Here is a 15,101-nt window from a genome sequence, read left to right as displayed (position 1 = left end):
TCATACAACTACAATTCACAAACTTTTATCAAATACTCACCATAACCTGATTTTATAAGGGGCTGTGCTACAAGATTCAACTGTTGCTTATCTATATACCCCATTCGAAAGGCAACTTCCTCTATTGCACCGATTTTCATCCCTTGTCGCTCTTCGATGACCTGTACGAAATGGCCAGCCTGCATCAGTGACTGAATAGTCCCGGTATCCAACCAAGCGGTTCCCCGATCGAATACACCCACTTTAAGTTTGCCTCTTTTAAGGTATTCCTTATTGATGTCGGTAATCTCCAACTCACCCCTACGTGAAGGCTTGATGCTTTTCGCTATTTTCACAACATCATTATCGTAGAAATACAAACCCGGTACAGCATAATTTGACTTTGGTTGAGCGGGTTTCTCTTCTATGGAAACTACGTTATTAACCATATCAAATTCTACCACACCATAGCGTTCCGGATCGTTTACTGGGTAAGCGAATACCATTCCTCCCTCGGGGTTTGCCGATGACTGCAATAGCTTGGACATACCTGATCCGTAGAATATATTATCACCCAAGATTAGAGCTACCTTATCATCACCGATAAACTCCTCACCCAAGATAAAGGCCTGTGCTAATCCATCCGGGCTCGGTTGCTCTTTGTAAGAAAACTTGCAACCTAAATGCGAGCCATCTCCCAACAACTTTTCAAAATTGGGCAAGTCCTGTGGTGTAGAAATAATCAATATCTCATTAATCCCTGCCAACATTAAAGTAGACAGGGGGTAATATATCATAGGCTTATCGTATACTGGCATCAACTGCTTGGACACGGCCAATGTTAGAGGGTGTAGTCGTGTACCCGATCCTCCAGCTAATATTATTCCTTTCATGTTTTTAGATATTAGTATTTAGATATTAGTATTTAAACTTATAACGCTAAGGCCTTTGGCTAATATGTTACCGTCTTATTACAATAATTTGCTTAACATCACCGCCAAACTATCTCTCCAATCTGGAACTTTTATATTAAAAGTACGTTTTATCTTCGATTTATCTAGCAAGGAGTACTTTGGACGCTTTGCCGGCGTTGGATATTGACTAGTAGGAATTGGATTGATAGTACAATTCAATCCTTGTATTTCTTTAATCGCAGTAGCGAAATTATACCAAGAAATCTCTCCTTCGTTTGAATAATGATACATTCCACCTACCCAATGATTTCTGTCGATGATATCAACGATAGCTTGTGCTAAGTCTTTAGCATAGGTTGGCGAACCGACTTGATCCTCAATTACGGAAATTTCATCTCTTTCAGTCATTAAGCGAATCATTGTTTTGACAAAGTTACTACCATATATTGAATACACCCATGATGTACGGATGATAATTGCATCCGGCAACCACTTTTGCACGGCTACCTCCCCTTTCAATTTAGTTGAACCGTAGATATTGATTGGTTCAACAACTGCATCTTCATCTAAAGGCATAGAGGACGTCCCATCAAACACATAATCAGTTGAAATTGCAATCAGCTTTGTCCCATGGACATGGCAATACTGCGCAATCTCTTCGCTAGCCAAGTGGTTGACCACATTCGCCAATTCAGCTTCTCCTTCAGCTTTGTCAACAGCTGTATACGCTGCTGCATGAATAATAAGGTCTGGCTGGTATATACCCAAAATATCCTGAATAATAGACGTTTGCTCCAAGGGTAATTCGCCTCTATCCAAAAAAAATGTATCTACATCCTTTCGGTCTTGGTATAAAGTTCTTAATTCCGACCCAAGCTGTCCTTTCGAACCAGTGACAAGTATTTTCCTCATACTTTCTTATTACTTAAATATCTCTGCAAAAGAAGACAACACTAAATCTTTATCCGAAACAATTAATTCCTCTTTCGGTATATTCCAGTTGATTCCCAAACTAGGGTCATCAAATTTCACTCCGTACTCTGACTCCTTATTATAAAAGTTGTCACATTTGTAGAAAAATGTTGCTACATCGCTCACAACAACAAATCCATGTAAAAAACCTCTTGGCACAAAAAGCTGCAAATTATTTTCTTCAGAGAGCTCCACTGCAACATGTTCACCAAATGTTGGCGAATCAACACGGACATCTACCGCAACGTCTATAACTGTCCCTTCCAGAACTCGCACTAGCTTTGCCTGCGCATATTCACCCTGTTGTGCATGCAAACCCCGAAGAACCCCCTTTGTAGAATAGGATTGGTTATCTTGAACAAATCGGATTTTTGTACCTGTCAATTCATTAAAAGTGTTTTCGTTAAAACTTTCAAAAAAATACCCTCTGCTATCCCCAAACTTTGTAGGCTCCAATATAAAACAGCCCTTTAACTTTGTTTCTGTTACTTTCATGCTAACCCTGATATTGTATTTCGTAATACTTCTGATATCCTCCGGACGTCACATTATCCAGCCAATCTTGATTATTCAAGAACCAATCAATGGTTTTACTCAATCCCTGTTCAAAGGTAACCGACGGTTCGTACCCTAGCTCCTTATTGATTTTCGTGGCATCTATTGCATAACGTAAATCATGGCCCGGACGATCTTTGACAAAAGTGATTAACTGGACTGAAGTGCCTGTTGGCTTACCGAGCTTTTCATCCATTTGCTTGCACAATTCTTTGACCAAGTCAATATTTTGCCATTCATTAAAACCACCCACATTGTAGGAATCTCCAATCTGACCTTGATGAAAGACCAAGTCTATCGCCTTGGCATGATCAACCACATATAACCAATCCCGAGTAAATTTGCCGTCACCATAAATAGGAAGTGGCTTGCCGTTTAAAATATTATGGATACACAAAGGTATCAGCTTCTCAGGAAAATGATTGGGTCCGTAATTATTCGAACAATTAGTCACCACAATTGGCAATCCATAGGTATCCTGATAAGCTCTTACAAAGTGGTCTGAAGATGCCTTAGAGGCAGAATAGGGAGAATGTGGATCGTAAGCAGTATTTTCTGTAAAGAGCCCAGTCTCACCCAATGTACCATACACTTCATCAGTGGAGACATGATGAAAACGTTTACCTTCGTAATTATCTTTCCAAATATCATGAGCTGCGCTGAGCAGGTTGACGGTACCAATAACATTGGTCATGACAAAGGCCAAAGGATCCGAAATAGAGCGGTCTACATGCGATTCGGCAGCCAAGTGAATGACCCCATCTGGCTGATACTCTCTAAAAACCTCTACAATATGTTTCGCATTAGTAATATCAGCTTTAACAAAGGTATAGTTAGATTTATCTTCTATATCCTTCAAGTTTTCCAAATTCCCTGCATAAGTTAAAGCATCCAAATTGACAATCTGGTATTCGGGATATTTATTCACAAATTCCCTGACGACATGAGAGCCAATAAAACCGGCTCCACCTGTTATTAAGATTCGCTTTTTTATCATTTTCAATTTTATCTTTACTTTTTACAACCTTCCATCAACCAAATGCCGATTCAAACAAGCTTTAGTATCGAAGACCACTCCATTATTGCGTTTTATTTTTTTATAATCAAATTCTAAAAATTCATTATGGGCTACTGCGACAACTACGGCATCATATAAAATCGACTCATCTATTTGATTTGCAATAGCTAGTCCGTACTCAACTTGGACTTCTGCTACATCCGCCCATGGGTCATAGATATCTACTTCCAATCCGAAAGACATCAATTCGTGATAGATATCAACAACACGCGTATTGCGTACATCTGGACAATTCTCTTTGAAGGTAATCCCCATTATTAACGCACGAGCGCCCTTAATCTTATGGTCCTTTTGAATCATCAACTTCACGACCTTATCCGCTACAAAAGCGCCCATCGTATCATTGACCCGGCGCCCCGATAAGAGAACTTGAGGGTGATAACCCAAGGATTGTGCTTTGTGCGCCAAATAGTATGGGTCGACGCCTATACAATGTCCACCTACCAATCCAGGCCTATACTTTAAAAAATTCCATTTCGTTGCTGCGGCATCTAGTACATCATTGGTATCGATACCAATACGATCAAATATCAAAGCCAACTCATTCACAAATGAAATATTAACATCTCGCTGTGCATTCTCTATAGCCTTGGATGCTTCGGCAACTTTAATACTAGGAGCTTTGTGCGTACCTGCTGTGATAATAGAACGATACAAATTATCTACTCTGTCTGCAATATCAGGCGTTGATCCTGAAGTCACTTTGGTTATACTAGTTAAAGTATGGACTCTATCTCCAGGACTAATCCGTTCGGGTGAATAGCCTACAAAAAAATCCTTATTGAATATCAAACCAGAGACACCTTCCAGTATAGGGACACAATCCTCTTCTGTACATCCGGGATATACGGTAGATTCATAAATGACAATATCTCCAGATTTTAAAACTGCCCCAAGCATCTCTGATGCTCTAATCAAGGGGGTCAAATCTGGCGCTTTGAATTGGTCTATGGGGGTTGGTACTGTGACAATAAATGTGTTACATTTTCGTAGATCATCTATTTGACTTGAAAAAGATAACCCAACCAAAGGTTGAGCTAGGGCTTTTAAGTCTATCACATGAGTTAAATCAGTCAAATTAGCCTCTTGTGTGCGATCCTTTCCCTCACTAAGTTCTTTAACACGACTAGTATTAATATCAAAGCCCAAAACATCGTATTTTTTAGCAAATTCAATGGCTAAAGGCAATCCTACATATCCCAGTCCTATGACGGCGATACTAGCATTACTAACAACATCTGATGCATTTTCTTCGATTCTATTCAAAATTCGCTTTAATTTAAGAATTTCCCCTAATCAAGTTAAACTTAATAATTTGTATCCTCTTCTTATCCAAACCCTAATCCTCCTTTTGATATATAATAATCTGCGCCTTGCTCACCGGTTTTTCAAAGGTAATGGTCACGGTCTTGTTTATCAAAGTAGAAGTTTTGTCCGCTAACTGCAATAAATATGCCGAATTTAATGCATCGCCTACAACAACGACGTCGATATGATTGGCTTCAATACCTTGGGCATAAGCTCCGACCAAAATCACCTGATGCACATCTCCAGCGCGCTCCAATACCTGATCTACTAAATCATCCATCCCTAAATAGGTGCGAATCAACTGTTGGAGGGGCCCAAACAAGGGATGACGGGTATTGGCGCGGTACACCACCCGATTCTGTGCTTGCTCCTTGTTCAGGTACCCAGCCTCTGATAATTGGTTCAGTTCTTTACGGATAGCATTAGTGGATTCGTCAAATTCATCGGCCAATCCGCGCAAATGTCCTTTGCTCGTCGCACTGACAAAAAATTTGATCAGTAACTTTAAACGTGTCTTCGATGTAATTAAGGATCCTAGCATTGTCCAATATAGTGAGCAATAAAAGTACTCGTTATTGGACAGAAGTGCAAATTTATTTTGGCAGAGGGTAATTGGCACATGGCTGGTGGAGTAATTGGTGACTAGAAACCGTCAATTAAATAACGTACTACAACTGCGGTATTACTATACACTTACAGACTCCGGACCGAGCCCGGAGTGACGTATCTGTACCTAACACCTATCCCCTAATCGCTAATTCCTGAATAATAACGAGTAACAAGTGGACAGCAAAGGAGGAACCTCCCTAGAATGCAATTAACCAACAGACTCCGGACCAAACCCGGAGTGACGTATCTGTACCTAACACCTATCCCCTAATCGCTAATTCCTGAATAATAACGAGTAACAAGTGGACAGCAAAGGAGGAACCGTCCTAAAATGCTATCAACCAACAGACTCCGGGCCGAGCCCGGAGTGACGTGTTGTTATGTGGAGCCTAGCCTCTAACACTTGAATAATGACGAGTAACAAGTGGACAGCAAAGGAGGAACCTCCCTAGAGCACAATTAACCAGCAGACTCCGGATCAAACCCGGAGTGACGCGCTGTTATATGGAGTCTATCCCCTAACACCTAATCTCTAGCTCCTGAAAGTCTAACTCCTACAATCTAACCCTTAGTCTCTATCCCTTAAAAACCATCCGCCAGACAACCATCAAGATTAAAAGTGCTACTGCTGTAACAGATACATACCAGGGGAGCTGCCTCGTGCTGCGTTTACTTTCCCAATGGTCATATTCCTCAACATGTTGTGTACTATCTCGAGCACTGGTATTCCATTGCCGTTGATGTTGATGAATGGTGTGCTCATTTGCTTGTACCCGACCTCCTTGGGCCCAAAGCCCCATATCGGGATGAAAAAAGAACGGAGAATCGGTCATGACTGACCAGTACCTAGCCGAACTGTCTCTATCCACGTACTGTAACCAGCTTTGCTGTCCTGATACCGCAAGTGCTTGGGTATTGTAGCGCTCGTGTTGCTGCCGCTCCTTCGCCGATCGGCAAAAGGAAAAGACGAAGATAAGGAGACTGTGTGTAATAATCCGCCAGTAGGCAGACGTAGGGATTGCTTTCATAAGTTATGATTTAATAATAGTAATGTGGGACTAGTGACATAGTGATCAGTGAAGGGTGGACAGTGAAAGGGAAACTTTCCTAAAGTGCAATTAACCCAGAGACTCCGGATCAAGTCCGGAGTGACGTGCTATTTTGACACAGTGACCAGTGACATAGTGATTCGTGACGAGTGGGCAGCTAAGGGGGAACTTTCCTAAAGTGTAATTAAGCAACAGACTCAGGACCAAGCCCAGAGTGACGAATGACAAATCTCCAACACCTAGCCCCTGTAATCTAACTCCTAATCTCTATCACCTAACTCCCGGCTCTAATCACCAATCCAATCCGCCAGTGCATATACCGTCCTCAGATGTCTACGCCTAGACTCGACCCGGTCATTGCTATTACCCTCTACAGTAATAAGATAGTTGCCTTCCCACCATTGGATGAGCCCAGTATGGTCTATTCGACCTGTGCCTTGGCCATAGATACCAAATAAGTCTGCTGCTTCTACCCTATCCTTACGACCACGCATCCATTTGCCCGATTGCCAGTACACCTTCGTCTTTGGAAAGAGGGCCGGACTCCACGGGTTACGCGGTGCAGGAAGTCCTGCCTGCCCGTAGCACCAGCTGACAAAAGCAGCACACCAGGCATAACCCTTGCCTAGGTGGGTATAGGCGAGATATTGCTCCACACGATTGCCATCGTTGCGACCAGTAGCTTCTTGGACACCAAGCTCGGCTTTAGCGATAGCGATGATGCGGACCCTCTTGTCCGCTATGTTGGACAGGCCTGACACTTGGTATCGGCCAAGAGTCCAAGCCTTGTCCACTAGCTCTGGTGATAGCCGGGCATAAGGATATATTACAGGACGATCTCTACTCCCTTCAACACTGCATAGAGCAATAAAAAGAACACCGAGAAATAAAGAATACATTGTTGCCATGATGTGAGTAAGTTAAAATGTTGGCCAAATTGTTTGCGAAAGATTTTAAAAGGATGCCACAGGAGCTCCTGCAACCAAAAACTGATATATATCGCGAGCCAGCCGGTGAGAAGTCCAAAGATGAGCACGGTAAGCATGCCAAAGTCCAAGACCCCGATAGCTGGATCAAATAGCTGCAACACTAGGGATACCAGGATCCATATCACAGGAAAGAATAGCGTAGCTATAAAAAGTCGCTCTTTGTGTGTAAGCTCCTCCCGCCAACCCTGGGCCAGCCAAGAAGGATGTATTTGTATAGTTTTCATTTTGTTTAATATTTAGGTATTAGTGAACAAGTGAAGGATGAACCCTCCTAAAATGCAATTAACCGACAGACTCCGGACCAAGCCCGGAGTGACGTGCTTTTATGTGAAGAGCAATGAATCGGTTGGATCTCACAGCAGATAGCTGTTGGCTTAGACATAATGACTAGTTCCCAACCCCTGACTTCTAACTCCTAAAAGTCTAGCTCCTGTAACCTAGCCTCTAACCCCTATAACCCAACTCCTAAAAGTCTAGCTCCTATAATCTAACTCCTAATCCCCTTTAATAAAGCCCCAAGTACAAGCTATTAGAAAAAGCCTTCTTGTCACGGTCGTGCAGCATCATATAAAGGTGCACCGCCCTACCCACCATACCAGAGGGCAACTGAAGCAGGTGCTGCTCGTCCCGACGGATAATCGGCTCTTCATTGATTCCGGCCACACCGGCCTCGACATCATAAGCGCAGAGGATAACCGTATCGTCCCATTGGCCATTTAAGACCCGACACGTCCTAGTCCTATCCCGCCATGTTATACGAATAGCATTCCCTAGGCGTTCGACCTTGATATCGGAAGAGTGGCATAAAGTTCCTACACTGAAGAGGACCTTCGTAGGGTTGACCCGAATATCGGGATATTCACCTTCCATAGCATTGCGTAGCGTATGTGACATCGCTTTGCCGATGGCCGTTTTGTTTTTCCGGCCTTGCGAGTAGCCTAGCTGTATCAAGCTATTGAGTGGATTCAGGAAGTATCGAGCCAATTTGAAACGCAGCTGTATGGCTAAGCGTTTAGTGGCATTTTGTTCTTTCTTTTCTTCGAGATTAGACAGTAATATCATTGTTTGTCATTATTGGGAAGTCGTACAAGAGCAAAGCGCTCCTGCACGACTTCGGGTGAATACTAGACCAGATCCAACTCTCCTAAATAGGAGCTACGGGATACCTTGGTCATCTTACGGTCGGCAAAGAATATCCAGACATGCCCCTTTGCTCCCAACAAGTGGGTAGGAATCTGGATATCTACCGTACCCTCGGCACGCGTAGGTGCTACAGCGGGCGTCATGAACTCATCCGCTGTCGGCTGGTAGAGCAGGATGTACACCTGATCGTCGGCCTTGGAGTCATAGAGCGCATTCAGTTCACTGCTCCAATCCACCGAGAGCAGCCCCGCAGCTACCGAAGCAGCGGTGGTACCACCCCCGATATAGGAGCCCGATGCGATCAGCACCTTGCTGTAATCCAACTCAAAGTTGGGGTAGCTCCCCGAGACGGCCTGCTTGATATTGAGTTGTAGTGCCGCATTGCTCGGCGTCATCTTGTCGCTATTGATATGACCGAATCCTAGCTTCAGTAGCGGCGTGATCGGCATCAAAAATTTGGCGATCGTCAAGAAGCGCGCCTGCTGTATCATCTGCTCTTCGGATGCCGGCTTGGATCGCTTTTTGTAGAGTCCCTTGATGTAATCGATGCTCTTCCAACTGCTCCCGATTACGGCCCCTGCTTTTCCTTTGAAGCCTCCAAGGGCTCCTTGTCTGATAATTCCCATTGTATTAATTTTTAAAAAGTTAAACCATCGTAAAGGACTGTTGCATACCGGTATATCGTGCTTTACAGAAGCAAACATAGCACCTCCAGCAGCAGCCTGTCAATAGCTTGAGAGCACTTGGCGGGCAGCTGTCGGGGATAGTCCAGCAAACTGTCGGGTAGCGGTCGGTCAATGCGCTGCCAAGGCTACCTTGACGCTATACCAACTTCGCTCCTTTTTCGGAGTTTCTTCGGAGCTCCACTACCTCTGCTTAACCTTATCTTCACCTCGGCACTACCTATTTATCACGAAATAGGTGAGGATAAGGTAGTAAAGAGGTAATGATTAGGTAGCCATGCTCCGAAGACAAAGCGAACATCATCCGAAAAAAAGACGAAAAAGACTGCGAAGAGCCATGCTCAAAAATAGTAGTCAAGGAAGCCGGCTCGGTAGCCGCTTGTGGTATATGCGGTACAGCTCTACGACATCCCGATGTCGATAATACTTGTCCTTGACCTGCTCATCCACCGCTTGGATATATCCTTTGACTTTGCAACGTTGGAATGTGCGCTCGGATATCCCGAGATAGTCCAAGACAGCTCGGCTAGCCATCAGTGCATCTGCTGGAGGCACCTTGCTTTCCAAGAGCTCGAGCACGTGCTCCATTGTGGTTTTCAGCTGTAGTATATGCTCCAGGTAGGGCTGCATCACACGCTGTAGTAAAAGCGAGAAATCATGAGGGTGTACAGGACAATAGGATTCCTGTTTCTGATCGGATGTAGGGTCAGAATCGATATTTTTCATAGATAGGTCAGTATGATGACCGACCGTCGAAATCCAGCACCGAAGATGGCAATTCCCATCGGTAGCACTCAGTGGGTCGATGTTTAAATCGGGGATGCTTACATTTTTTTTAGAGTAATGAAGGTATCCCAGCCTTCATACTCCACATGATGTTTATTGTCCAAGAATATCGCTATATTTTTACCATTGATTCCTCGGCCATGGTGCAACATGGACATGAGCTGCCCCGCTTTAAGATTCCTACCCATCCCCTCACGTACCTCAGCCTGCAGCAATAGCTCCCCATTGGCCTTCGTTATTGGGTATTGGACCAGCATCATATTGATGATGTAGTTGCCCGAAATCTTGACCATCCAGCGATCCAACCCGTATTTGGCCAGCACCTTGGTGATGCCATTTACCTGTACTCTGCTCCCATCTGTAAGGATGACATATTGAAGCTTGCTATAGGTTTCGATCAGTACGATATCAAAGAACCGCACACTATGCGTCCCCGCCCAAATAGGACCTATCCCGGCCACCTTTAAAAGACTATAGTACAGTACATGGAGGTCCATTGCGAAGTCGGGCCCCTGTAGAACCGGAGTGGCTTTATATACGACCTGCGCTTGCTTTTCATTCCCAAAATAGATGGGTAGTGACCACTGTTTAAAAACGGGCAATAAGAGGGCGTACGTCACCAAAATGCCTGCAAATATCGGGATGCGATACAGCAGATTAAGGACAAACATCTGCAAGGCATCGGGCCGTCCATACACCCATAGGTAGATAAACATATTGAAGACCAATAAGATCGGCATCACGGCTAGACACAAATAGCTAATACGAAGTACAGCGACTTGCCCTATCGAAGCGACAGCGCGCCCGTCTCCCACTACTCGATTTGACGGCCGAGCGTCCAACCTACCTGCCAGACGATTGTACACATACGAAATGTATATCGTACTTATCAAAAAAACAAGGATCATGGCCAACCACAGGATCCAAAATGAAGGAGACACCACCCGACCGAACATCAACTGTGCATACCCCAGCAGATTATAAAAAAACGAACAACAAGAGGCGACCAAGATATAGACTACATATTTCATAAACAATTGGCTAGTATATTCTTTCCAAAAGCGGCTATAATTAGTTTAATCTACAAGATAATAATAAAATATTTAAAATACACTTATTGATTGATAGGAAATAATGAAAGTGACCAAAATCATTTTTTTAAATGACCTTGGTCATATTGTTGAGGAAAAAATCAGCTCTTTTCTGGGCAGTATCCAGTCGATAATGTAACAGTGCCTAATCTGCAAATCCATACACATTAAGCCAAAAATAACGGTCTAATCTGTAAATAGTAGCACATTAGACCTTCACAAACCTTGCAGCATTGCCTATGTAACTCATCTTTCTAAAATTTGGGGTCACGTTTTTTTTAAACAACTAATCAATGCCGATGAAACAAAAATTTGACAATGCGGGGGTGGCTTACGTCCAAGCCACTATCCTATCTCTTTCGACAACCGACCGCGCACAGGAGACCTATCTGATCCGTACAGACTTTACGGCTTGGATGACTTCCAAATTTGACCTGCACATCCACCAGCAGCAGCAACTCCAAGCCATGCCCGCCACACTTCGTGACCGACTGGCCTACGCCATAGCTGCTAGCTATGACAACGGCACGGCAGTAACCTTTACTAAAGATACTACCGAACAGGACAATCTACCCGACATCAAGGATGTCATACTCATCGGGATACCGGATGATACGCCAATCGGTACGGATGTTATCAACTATGTGGATGTGGCCACTCCAGTGCTGATCTGGATTAGATACCGCCACTAGAGTTGATTACTGAAGTAGTCCATTGAATACCTGGCCGCAATATCGAAATCCTTGTGGCCAGCAAATCGCTATATAAATATAAAAACCCACACGCCCCATATGAAAGCATCGCTACACATAGACCTGATGCATGTATTTGGAATAGCAAGCTCACCACCATCCAACTGCCAGCTGCCTTTCATCCAGATGAAAAATGCAGATGTCAGCTATCATCGATGCGCTATCGGAGAGGCTATGCTACAAGAGTTTGACGGGTTGCTAGGCTACCTTTATCAACTCGACCTGTGTACTACCCGGGCCCTCACCATACCCATAAGCGTAGACAGGGGGGATTTGCATGCCTTATACCTGATACTGGCTGCCGGACCGATACACATCCAGGATCTGCAAAGTGGGCAATCATTCATCCTTGCTTCACAACGGGCGTGCTACCTGTACCTACCCCCCGGTCGATATGAGCTCACCGCACCCTCGTACCACACGGCCTTATTCGGTTACTATTTCCGAGGAGAGTTGTTCAGGCAGGGCAATGAGCGCCCCTTCAAGCTACTGCACCCGCTGATCCAATCCTATCGCCAAGCCGATAGCCGATCCTGCTGCAGTATAGACTTCCGGGTGGGCCCACGAACACATCGGCGGATTCGCAATTTCGTAAACAATCTAAGAAAAGGTCAATTGGACAATGAAGGCTATATCTTTCATCAGCTCAAAGAACTCTTCAAGCTCTCTACCGAAAAGATATTCGAAGAGCACGACAAGCTATCCGAACCCTTCGTCAAAGCAAGAGAAGCCCGCGATCTGATCATCCAATACATGGAAGACCTTGGTCAAGATTTTAGTCTGACCAGTATATGCGAATCGATCGGTATCAGCCAAGACTATCTGAATGAAATATTCCATGACCACTACCAGCAAAGTCCCAGTGCGTTCAAACAGCAGCTGCTCGAGGAGAAAATTAAACAACTCCTATTAGAGGATATGCCTATACGACACGTGGCTTACGCCTGTGGATACACCAGTGGATCGGCCTTGAATAAGTTCTTCAAGAAAAGAACGGGCATGACCCCAAGTGCATATATTGCAAATGCAAATAAGCTATGATCTGTACATATCAACAATCCTTGTCGGGTAGATCCGATATACATCGACGATGGCGATAGTAAAATGTGGGTTAACAAGCTAACCTCCCTGATATGGACCATCTAGTATGGAAGGTGCTGTCGACCTTCGTATTATCAAAACCCACCACATCGGATCCTGGGCCCTAGGCAGCTTGGAGGAAGGGCGCGTCGGCCAAAAGACTCTTTTAGACCTCCCTATATAGCATCAATGGCTACGTACAGAAAAATTTGATGGCTGGAAAAGGGTAAAACAAATCATTTAAATACAAACATTAAAATCTCACTATCATGGGAACTTTAGCAATCATCAAAAAAAATGCAATGCTCTTGGTAGCCTTGACCATTGCAACGGCCACCTTTGTGGCCGCTGGCATCAGCAAACAACCTAATGTCAAAAAAGTGTTGGCCTCACAATGGTACAATGCAGAACTTATCAACCCGACGGGTGGCGATGTACCGTCCAACATCAGGGTCAAGGACCCGATCGCGCCGCCATCGGGCTCTTGCGACCCGGCCAACAACAACGAAATCTGTGCGGTATATCTGGACCTGACGAATTTCACGGCTCCTACACCGGAAGGCATGACCCTGGAAGAAGCGACCAACGCCACCAACAAGGCCCTGCTGGACGAAAATTCGGGCGGTAACAACGATGGGTTTGCCAAACACAATTGACCAAGTCTTAAACCTTTTTTTTAAAAAAAGTGCCCCCGTACCAAATACGGGGGCACGCTATTACCTATCGTTCTGTTCCATACCCGTCAATTGTACAACGCTGTTGGGAATCGGCCACACATACCTCAGGTCGTTGGGTTCCAGCACATATGTCTCCCCCGCTACCTGTCGGACGAGTGTTTTGGCAAATCGGGCGTCCTTGTTCAATCTCCGAAGGTCTTCCCAGCGCAATCCCCTAAAGCATAGTTCTCTTTGTCTCTCCTCGAGGCAGTACTGCAATAGGTCGTCCTTGTCGTCCCAGACCAGTGGCTCCCATTGCTGCTGTCCGGACCTATATCTGCGCAATTCGTCCAACAAGCCAGCAGCTTGGTCGGGCCGGCCTGTCCGGATATGACATTCGGCCGCGATCAATAGGGTCTCTGCAGTGGTGAGCCCACAAAAAATGAGGTTCGACCCCTCCAATGAGCCCCTAAAATAAACGTTGCCCTTGGCACCTTTCTTAAAGTATACCGACCGTCGGATATCCCCCGCATCATATAGGCTTTCCAACCGCGGATCGATATGCATCCTCGAATCATGGAGCAGGTTGAACGCCCTTGTATAAGCAAAGAACAACACTTCTGGATTGGAGCTTCCATGATCCCGCTTGAACGGAAAGTTTTGATCGGTATGTAGCCCTGCATAGTCCAACAAGCTTCCTTCATATCCCCGTGACAGCAGCGCATGGGCCAATGCAGCCCCATGGTCGTCCATCAACAGGAGGACCCGGGCCATCAAAGCATGGACGGCGGCTTTCGATGGCTTCCGTTTATTGCCCACGGGCTTATCGGGCAGGAGTTGCAGGCTTTCCCCAAGGTCGGCCAGTATCCGTGCATAGGTATCCTGGACACTCGCCCGTTTTGAAGGGATGGTGACATCTGCTTCCAATCTCAATGGGATGCCCAGGTCTTGTCCGGCCGTGACGGGGTCATAAGGCGGAGCAAATAGTTGTGCCAATTGGTAATAATGGAATGCCCTTAGGAACAGGGCCGTGCCCTTCACCGGAGCGTGGCCCTCCTCTTTGGCATCTATCTTTTTCAGTCCGTCCAGTACCAGATTGACCGTCAATATCTTCGAATAGGCCGAGTTCCAATCCAGGCCCTCCTCATTTTCGTATATCTCGGGAAGCCACAAGTAAGCATTTTTCTGTTGCCGCTGGTAATTGCCCAAGGGCAACGCCTGATAGACCGGGGTCTCCACATAGAATTCATCGGTCGCCGGGATGGACAGGATATAGCCATTGTTCCCATAAAGGGACGAGAGGTCCAACATGGCCCGATAATCTGCCACACTGCTCGGGGTGGCAATACCCAGGTCGGACCTTACGTCCAGGAAGTCGTCCGCACAACCGTTCAGGAGGACCGTCAGGCAGACCAAGATAGATGGTCTTGGCAATAGGGATCGTATCGTTGTCATAG

17 protein-coding genes are annotated in these 15,101 nt (G+C 45.2%); 3 read left to right on the top strand and 14 right to left on the bottom strand.

The features are described from left to right. Window positions 1-8: 8 nt before the first annotated feature. The 13 genes from rfbA to OQ289_RS01695 all read right to left on the bottom strand — a co-directional run bounded on the left by rfbA (window position 9) and on the right by OQ289_RS01695 (window position 11,096). The gene (gene rfbA, locus OQ289_RS01755) at window positions 9-872 is read right to left on the bottom strand and encodes a glucose-1-phosphate thymidylyltransferase RfbA (protein ID WP_270089156.1); all 864 of its coding nucleotides are present in this window, start codon (window positions 870-872) and stop codon (window positions 9-11) included. A gap of 78 nt (window positions 873-950) precedes the next feature. After that, on the bottom strand, window positions 951-1,805 hold the full coding sequence (gene rfbD / locus OQ289_RS01750) for a dTDP-4-dehydrorhamnose reductase (protein WP_270089155.1): 855 nt from the start codon (window positions 1,803-1,805) through the stop codon (window positions 951-953). Window positions 1,806-1,814: 9 nt separating this feature from the next. Further along, complete coding sequence (gene rfbC, locus OQ289_RS01745) at window positions 1,815-2,360, bottom strand: dTDP-4-dehydrorhamnose 3,5-epimerase (protein ID WP_270089154.1); 546 nt, start codon at window positions 2,358-2,360, stop codon at window positions 1,815-1,817. A gap of 1 nt (window position 2,361) precedes the next feature. Then, window positions 2,362-3,417: a dTDP-glucose 4,6-dehydratase gene (gene rfbB / locus OQ289_RS01740; RefSeq protein ID WP_270089153.1), complete on the bottom strand. Its 1,056-nt coding sequence runs from the start codon at window positions 3,415-3,417 to the stop codon at window positions 2,362-2,364. A 21-nt stretch (window positions 3,418-3,438) separates the two neighbouring features. Then, entirely contained in the window at window positions 3,439-4,764 is a 1,326-nt protein-coding gene (locus OQ289_RS01735) for a nucleotide sugar dehydrogenase (protein ID WP_270089152.1), read from the bottom strand. Between the two features lie 73 nt (window positions 4,765-4,837). Continuing rightward, complete coding sequence (locus OQ289_RS01730; protein ID WP_270089151.1) at window positions 4,838-5,347, bottom strand: ArsR family transcriptional regulator; 510 nt, start codon at window positions 5,345-5,347, stop codon at window positions 4,838-4,840. A gap of 643 nt (window positions 5,348-5,990) precedes the next feature. Further along, a complete protein-coding gene (locus tag OQ289_RS01725) occupies window positions 5,991-6,443 on the bottom strand; it encodes a hypothetical protein (RefSeq protein WP_270089150.1) in 453 nt (150 codons plus the stop codon). 308 nt (window positions 6,444-6,751) lie between these two features. Then, window positions 6,752-7,372: a CHAP domain-containing protein gene (locus tag OQ289_RS01720; protein ID WP_270089149.1), complete on the bottom strand. Its 621-nt coding sequence runs from the start codon at window positions 7,370-7,372 to the stop codon at window positions 6,752-6,754. Next, the gene (locus OQ289_RS01715; protein WP_270089148.1) at window positions 7,291-7,677 is read right to left on the bottom strand and encodes a hypothetical protein; all 387 of its coding nucleotides are present in this window, start codon (window positions 7,675-7,677) and stop codon (window positions 7,291-7,293) included. Before OQ289_RS01715 ends, OQ289_RS01720 begins: the two co-directional genes overlap by 82 nt. A gap of 280 nt (window positions 7,678-7,957) precedes the next feature. Continuing rightward, window positions 7,958-8,515, bottom strand: coding sequence for a DUF6266 family protein (locus OQ289_RS01710; protein ID WP_270089147.1), 558 nt, complete (start codon window positions 8,513-8,515; stop codon window positions 7,958-7,960). A 62-nt stretch (window positions 8,516-8,577) separates the two neighbouring features. Next, entirely contained in the window at window positions 8,578-9,300 is a 723-nt protein-coding gene (locus OQ289_RS01705; RefSeq protein WP_270089146.1) for a DUF6266 family protein, read from the bottom strand. A 333-nt stretch (window positions 9,301-9,633) separates the two neighbouring features. Continuing rightward, complete coding sequence (locus OQ289_RS01700; RefSeq protein ID WP_270089145.1) at window positions 9,634-10,005, bottom strand: hypothetical protein; 372 nt, start codon at window positions 10,003-10,005, stop codon at window positions 9,634-9,636. A 98-nt stretch (window positions 10,006-10,103) separates the two neighbouring features. Beyond that, the gene (locus tag OQ289_RS01695; RefSeq protein WP_270089144.1) at window positions 10,104-11,096 is read right to left on the bottom strand and encodes a hypothetical protein; all 993 of its coding nucleotides are present in this window, start codon (window positions 11,094-11,096) and stop codon (window positions 10,104-10,106) included. A gap of 359 nt (window positions 11,097-11,455) precedes the next feature. Here OQ289_RS01695 and OQ289_RS01690 point away from each other — a divergent pair, with 359 nt between their 5' ends. The 3 genes from OQ289_RS01690 (at window position 11,456) to OQ289_RS01680 (ending at window position 13,644) form a co-directional block, all read left to right on the top strand. Next, window positions 11,456-11,848: a hypothetical protein gene (locus tag OQ289_RS01690; RefSeq protein ID WP_270089143.1), complete on the top strand. Its 393-nt coding sequence runs from the start codon at window positions 11,456-11,458 to the stop codon at window positions 11,846-11,848. A 99-nt stretch (window positions 11,849-11,947) separates the two neighbouring features. Next, complete coding sequence (locus tag OQ289_RS01685; RefSeq protein WP_270089142.1) at window positions 11,948-12,949, top strand: helix-turn-helix domain-containing protein; 1,002 nt, start codon at window positions 11,948-11,950, stop codon at window positions 12,947-12,949. A 308-nt stretch (window positions 12,950-13,257) separates the two neighbouring features. Continuing rightward, window positions 13,258-13,644 (top strand): hypothetical protein, encoded by a 387-nt coding sequence (locus tag OQ289_RS01680; RefSeq protein ID WP_270089141.1) that lies wholly within the window; start codon window positions 13,258-13,260, stop codon window positions 13,642-13,644. A 60-nt stretch (window positions 13,645-13,704) separates the two neighbouring features. On the opposite strand, the gene OQ289_RS01675 is transcribed toward OQ289_RS01680, so the two are convergent. After that, on the bottom strand, window positions 13,705-15,099 hold the full coding sequence (locus tag OQ289_RS01675; RefSeq protein WP_270089140.1) for a RagB/SusD family nutrient uptake outer membrane protein: 1,395 nt from the start codon (window positions 15,097-15,099) through the stop codon (window positions 13,705-13,707). Between the last annotated feature and the right edge of the window lie 2 nt (window positions 15,100-15,101).

The organism is Sphingobacterium sp. SYP-B4668 (genome assembly GCF_027627455.1).
In the GTDB taxonomy this organism is placed as follows: Bacteria; Bacteroidota; Bacteroidia; order Sphingobacteriales; family Sphingobacteriaceae; genus Sphingobacterium.
This window is presented reverse-complemented; position numbering and strand designations above follow the sequence as displayed.

What these genes read in the sequence shown, in the direction of transcription:
- rfbA (WP_270089156.1), bottom strand. Translation starts at nt 872, where the DNA reads ATGAAAGGAATAATATTAGCTGGAGGATCGGGTACACGACTACACCCT.
- rfbD (WP_270089155.1), bottom strand. Translation starts at nt 1,805, where the DNA reads ATGAGGAAAATACTTGTCACTGGTTCGAAAGGACAGCTTGGGTCGGAA.
- rfbC (WP_270089154.1), bottom strand. Translation starts at nt 2,360, where the DNA reads ATGAAAGTAACAGAAACAAAGTTAAAGGGCTGTTTTATATTGGAGCCT.
- rfbB (WP_270089153.1), bottom strand. Translation starts at nt 3,417, where the DNA reads ATGATAAAAAAGCGAATCTTAATAACAGGTGGAGCCGGTTTTATTGGC.
- OQ289_RS01730 (WP_270089151.1), bottom strand. Translation starts at nt 5,347, where the DNA reads ATGCTAGGATCCTTAATTACATCGAAGACACGTTTAAAGTTACTGATC.
- OQ289_RS01725 (WP_270089150.1), bottom strand. Translation starts at nt 6,443, where the DNA reads ATGAAAGCAATCCCTACGTCTGCCTACTGGCGGATTATTACACACAGT.
- OQ289_RS01720 (WP_270089149.1), bottom strand. Translation starts at nt 7,372, where the DNA reads ATGGCAACAATGTATTCTTTATTTCTCGGTGTTCTTTTTATTGCTCTA.
- OQ289_RS01715 (WP_270089148.1), bottom strand. Translation starts at nt 7,677, where the DNA reads ATGAAAACTATACAAATACATCCTTCTTGGCTGGCCCAGGGTTGGCGG.
- OQ289_RS01710 (WP_270089147.1), bottom strand. Translation starts at nt 8,515, where the DNA reads ATGATATTACTGTCTAATCTCGAAGAAAAGAAAGAACAAAATGCCACT.
- OQ289_RS01705 (WP_270089146.1), bottom strand. Translation starts at nt 9,300, where the DNA reads ATGTTTGCTTCTGTAAAGCACGATATACCGGTATGCAACAGTCCTTTA.
- OQ289_RS01700 (WP_270089145.1), bottom strand. Translation starts at nt 10,005, where the DNA reads ATGAAAAATATCGATTCTGACCCTACATCCGATCAGAAACAGGAATCC.
- OQ289_RS01695 (WP_270089144.1), bottom strand. Translation starts at nt 11,096, where the DNA reads ATGAAATATGTAGTCTATATCTTGGTCGCCTCTTGTTGTTCGTTTTTT.
- OQ289_RS01690 (WP_270089143.1), top strand. Translation starts at nt 11,456, where the DNA reads ATGAAACAAAAATTTGACAATGCGGGGGTGGCTTACGTCCAAGCCACT.
- OQ289_RS01685 (WP_270089142.1), top strand. Translation starts at nt 11,948, where the DNA reads ATGAAAGCATCGCTACACATAGACCTGATGCATGTATTTGGAATAGCA.
- OQ289_RS01680 (WP_270089141.1), top strand. Translation starts at nt 13,258, where the DNA reads ATGGGAACTTTAGCAATCATCAAAAAAAATGCAATGCTCTTGGTAGCC.
- OQ289_RS01675 (WP_270089140.1), bottom strand. Translation starts at nt 15,099, where the DNA reads ATGACAACGATACGATCCCTATTGCCAAGACCATCTATCTTGGTCTGC.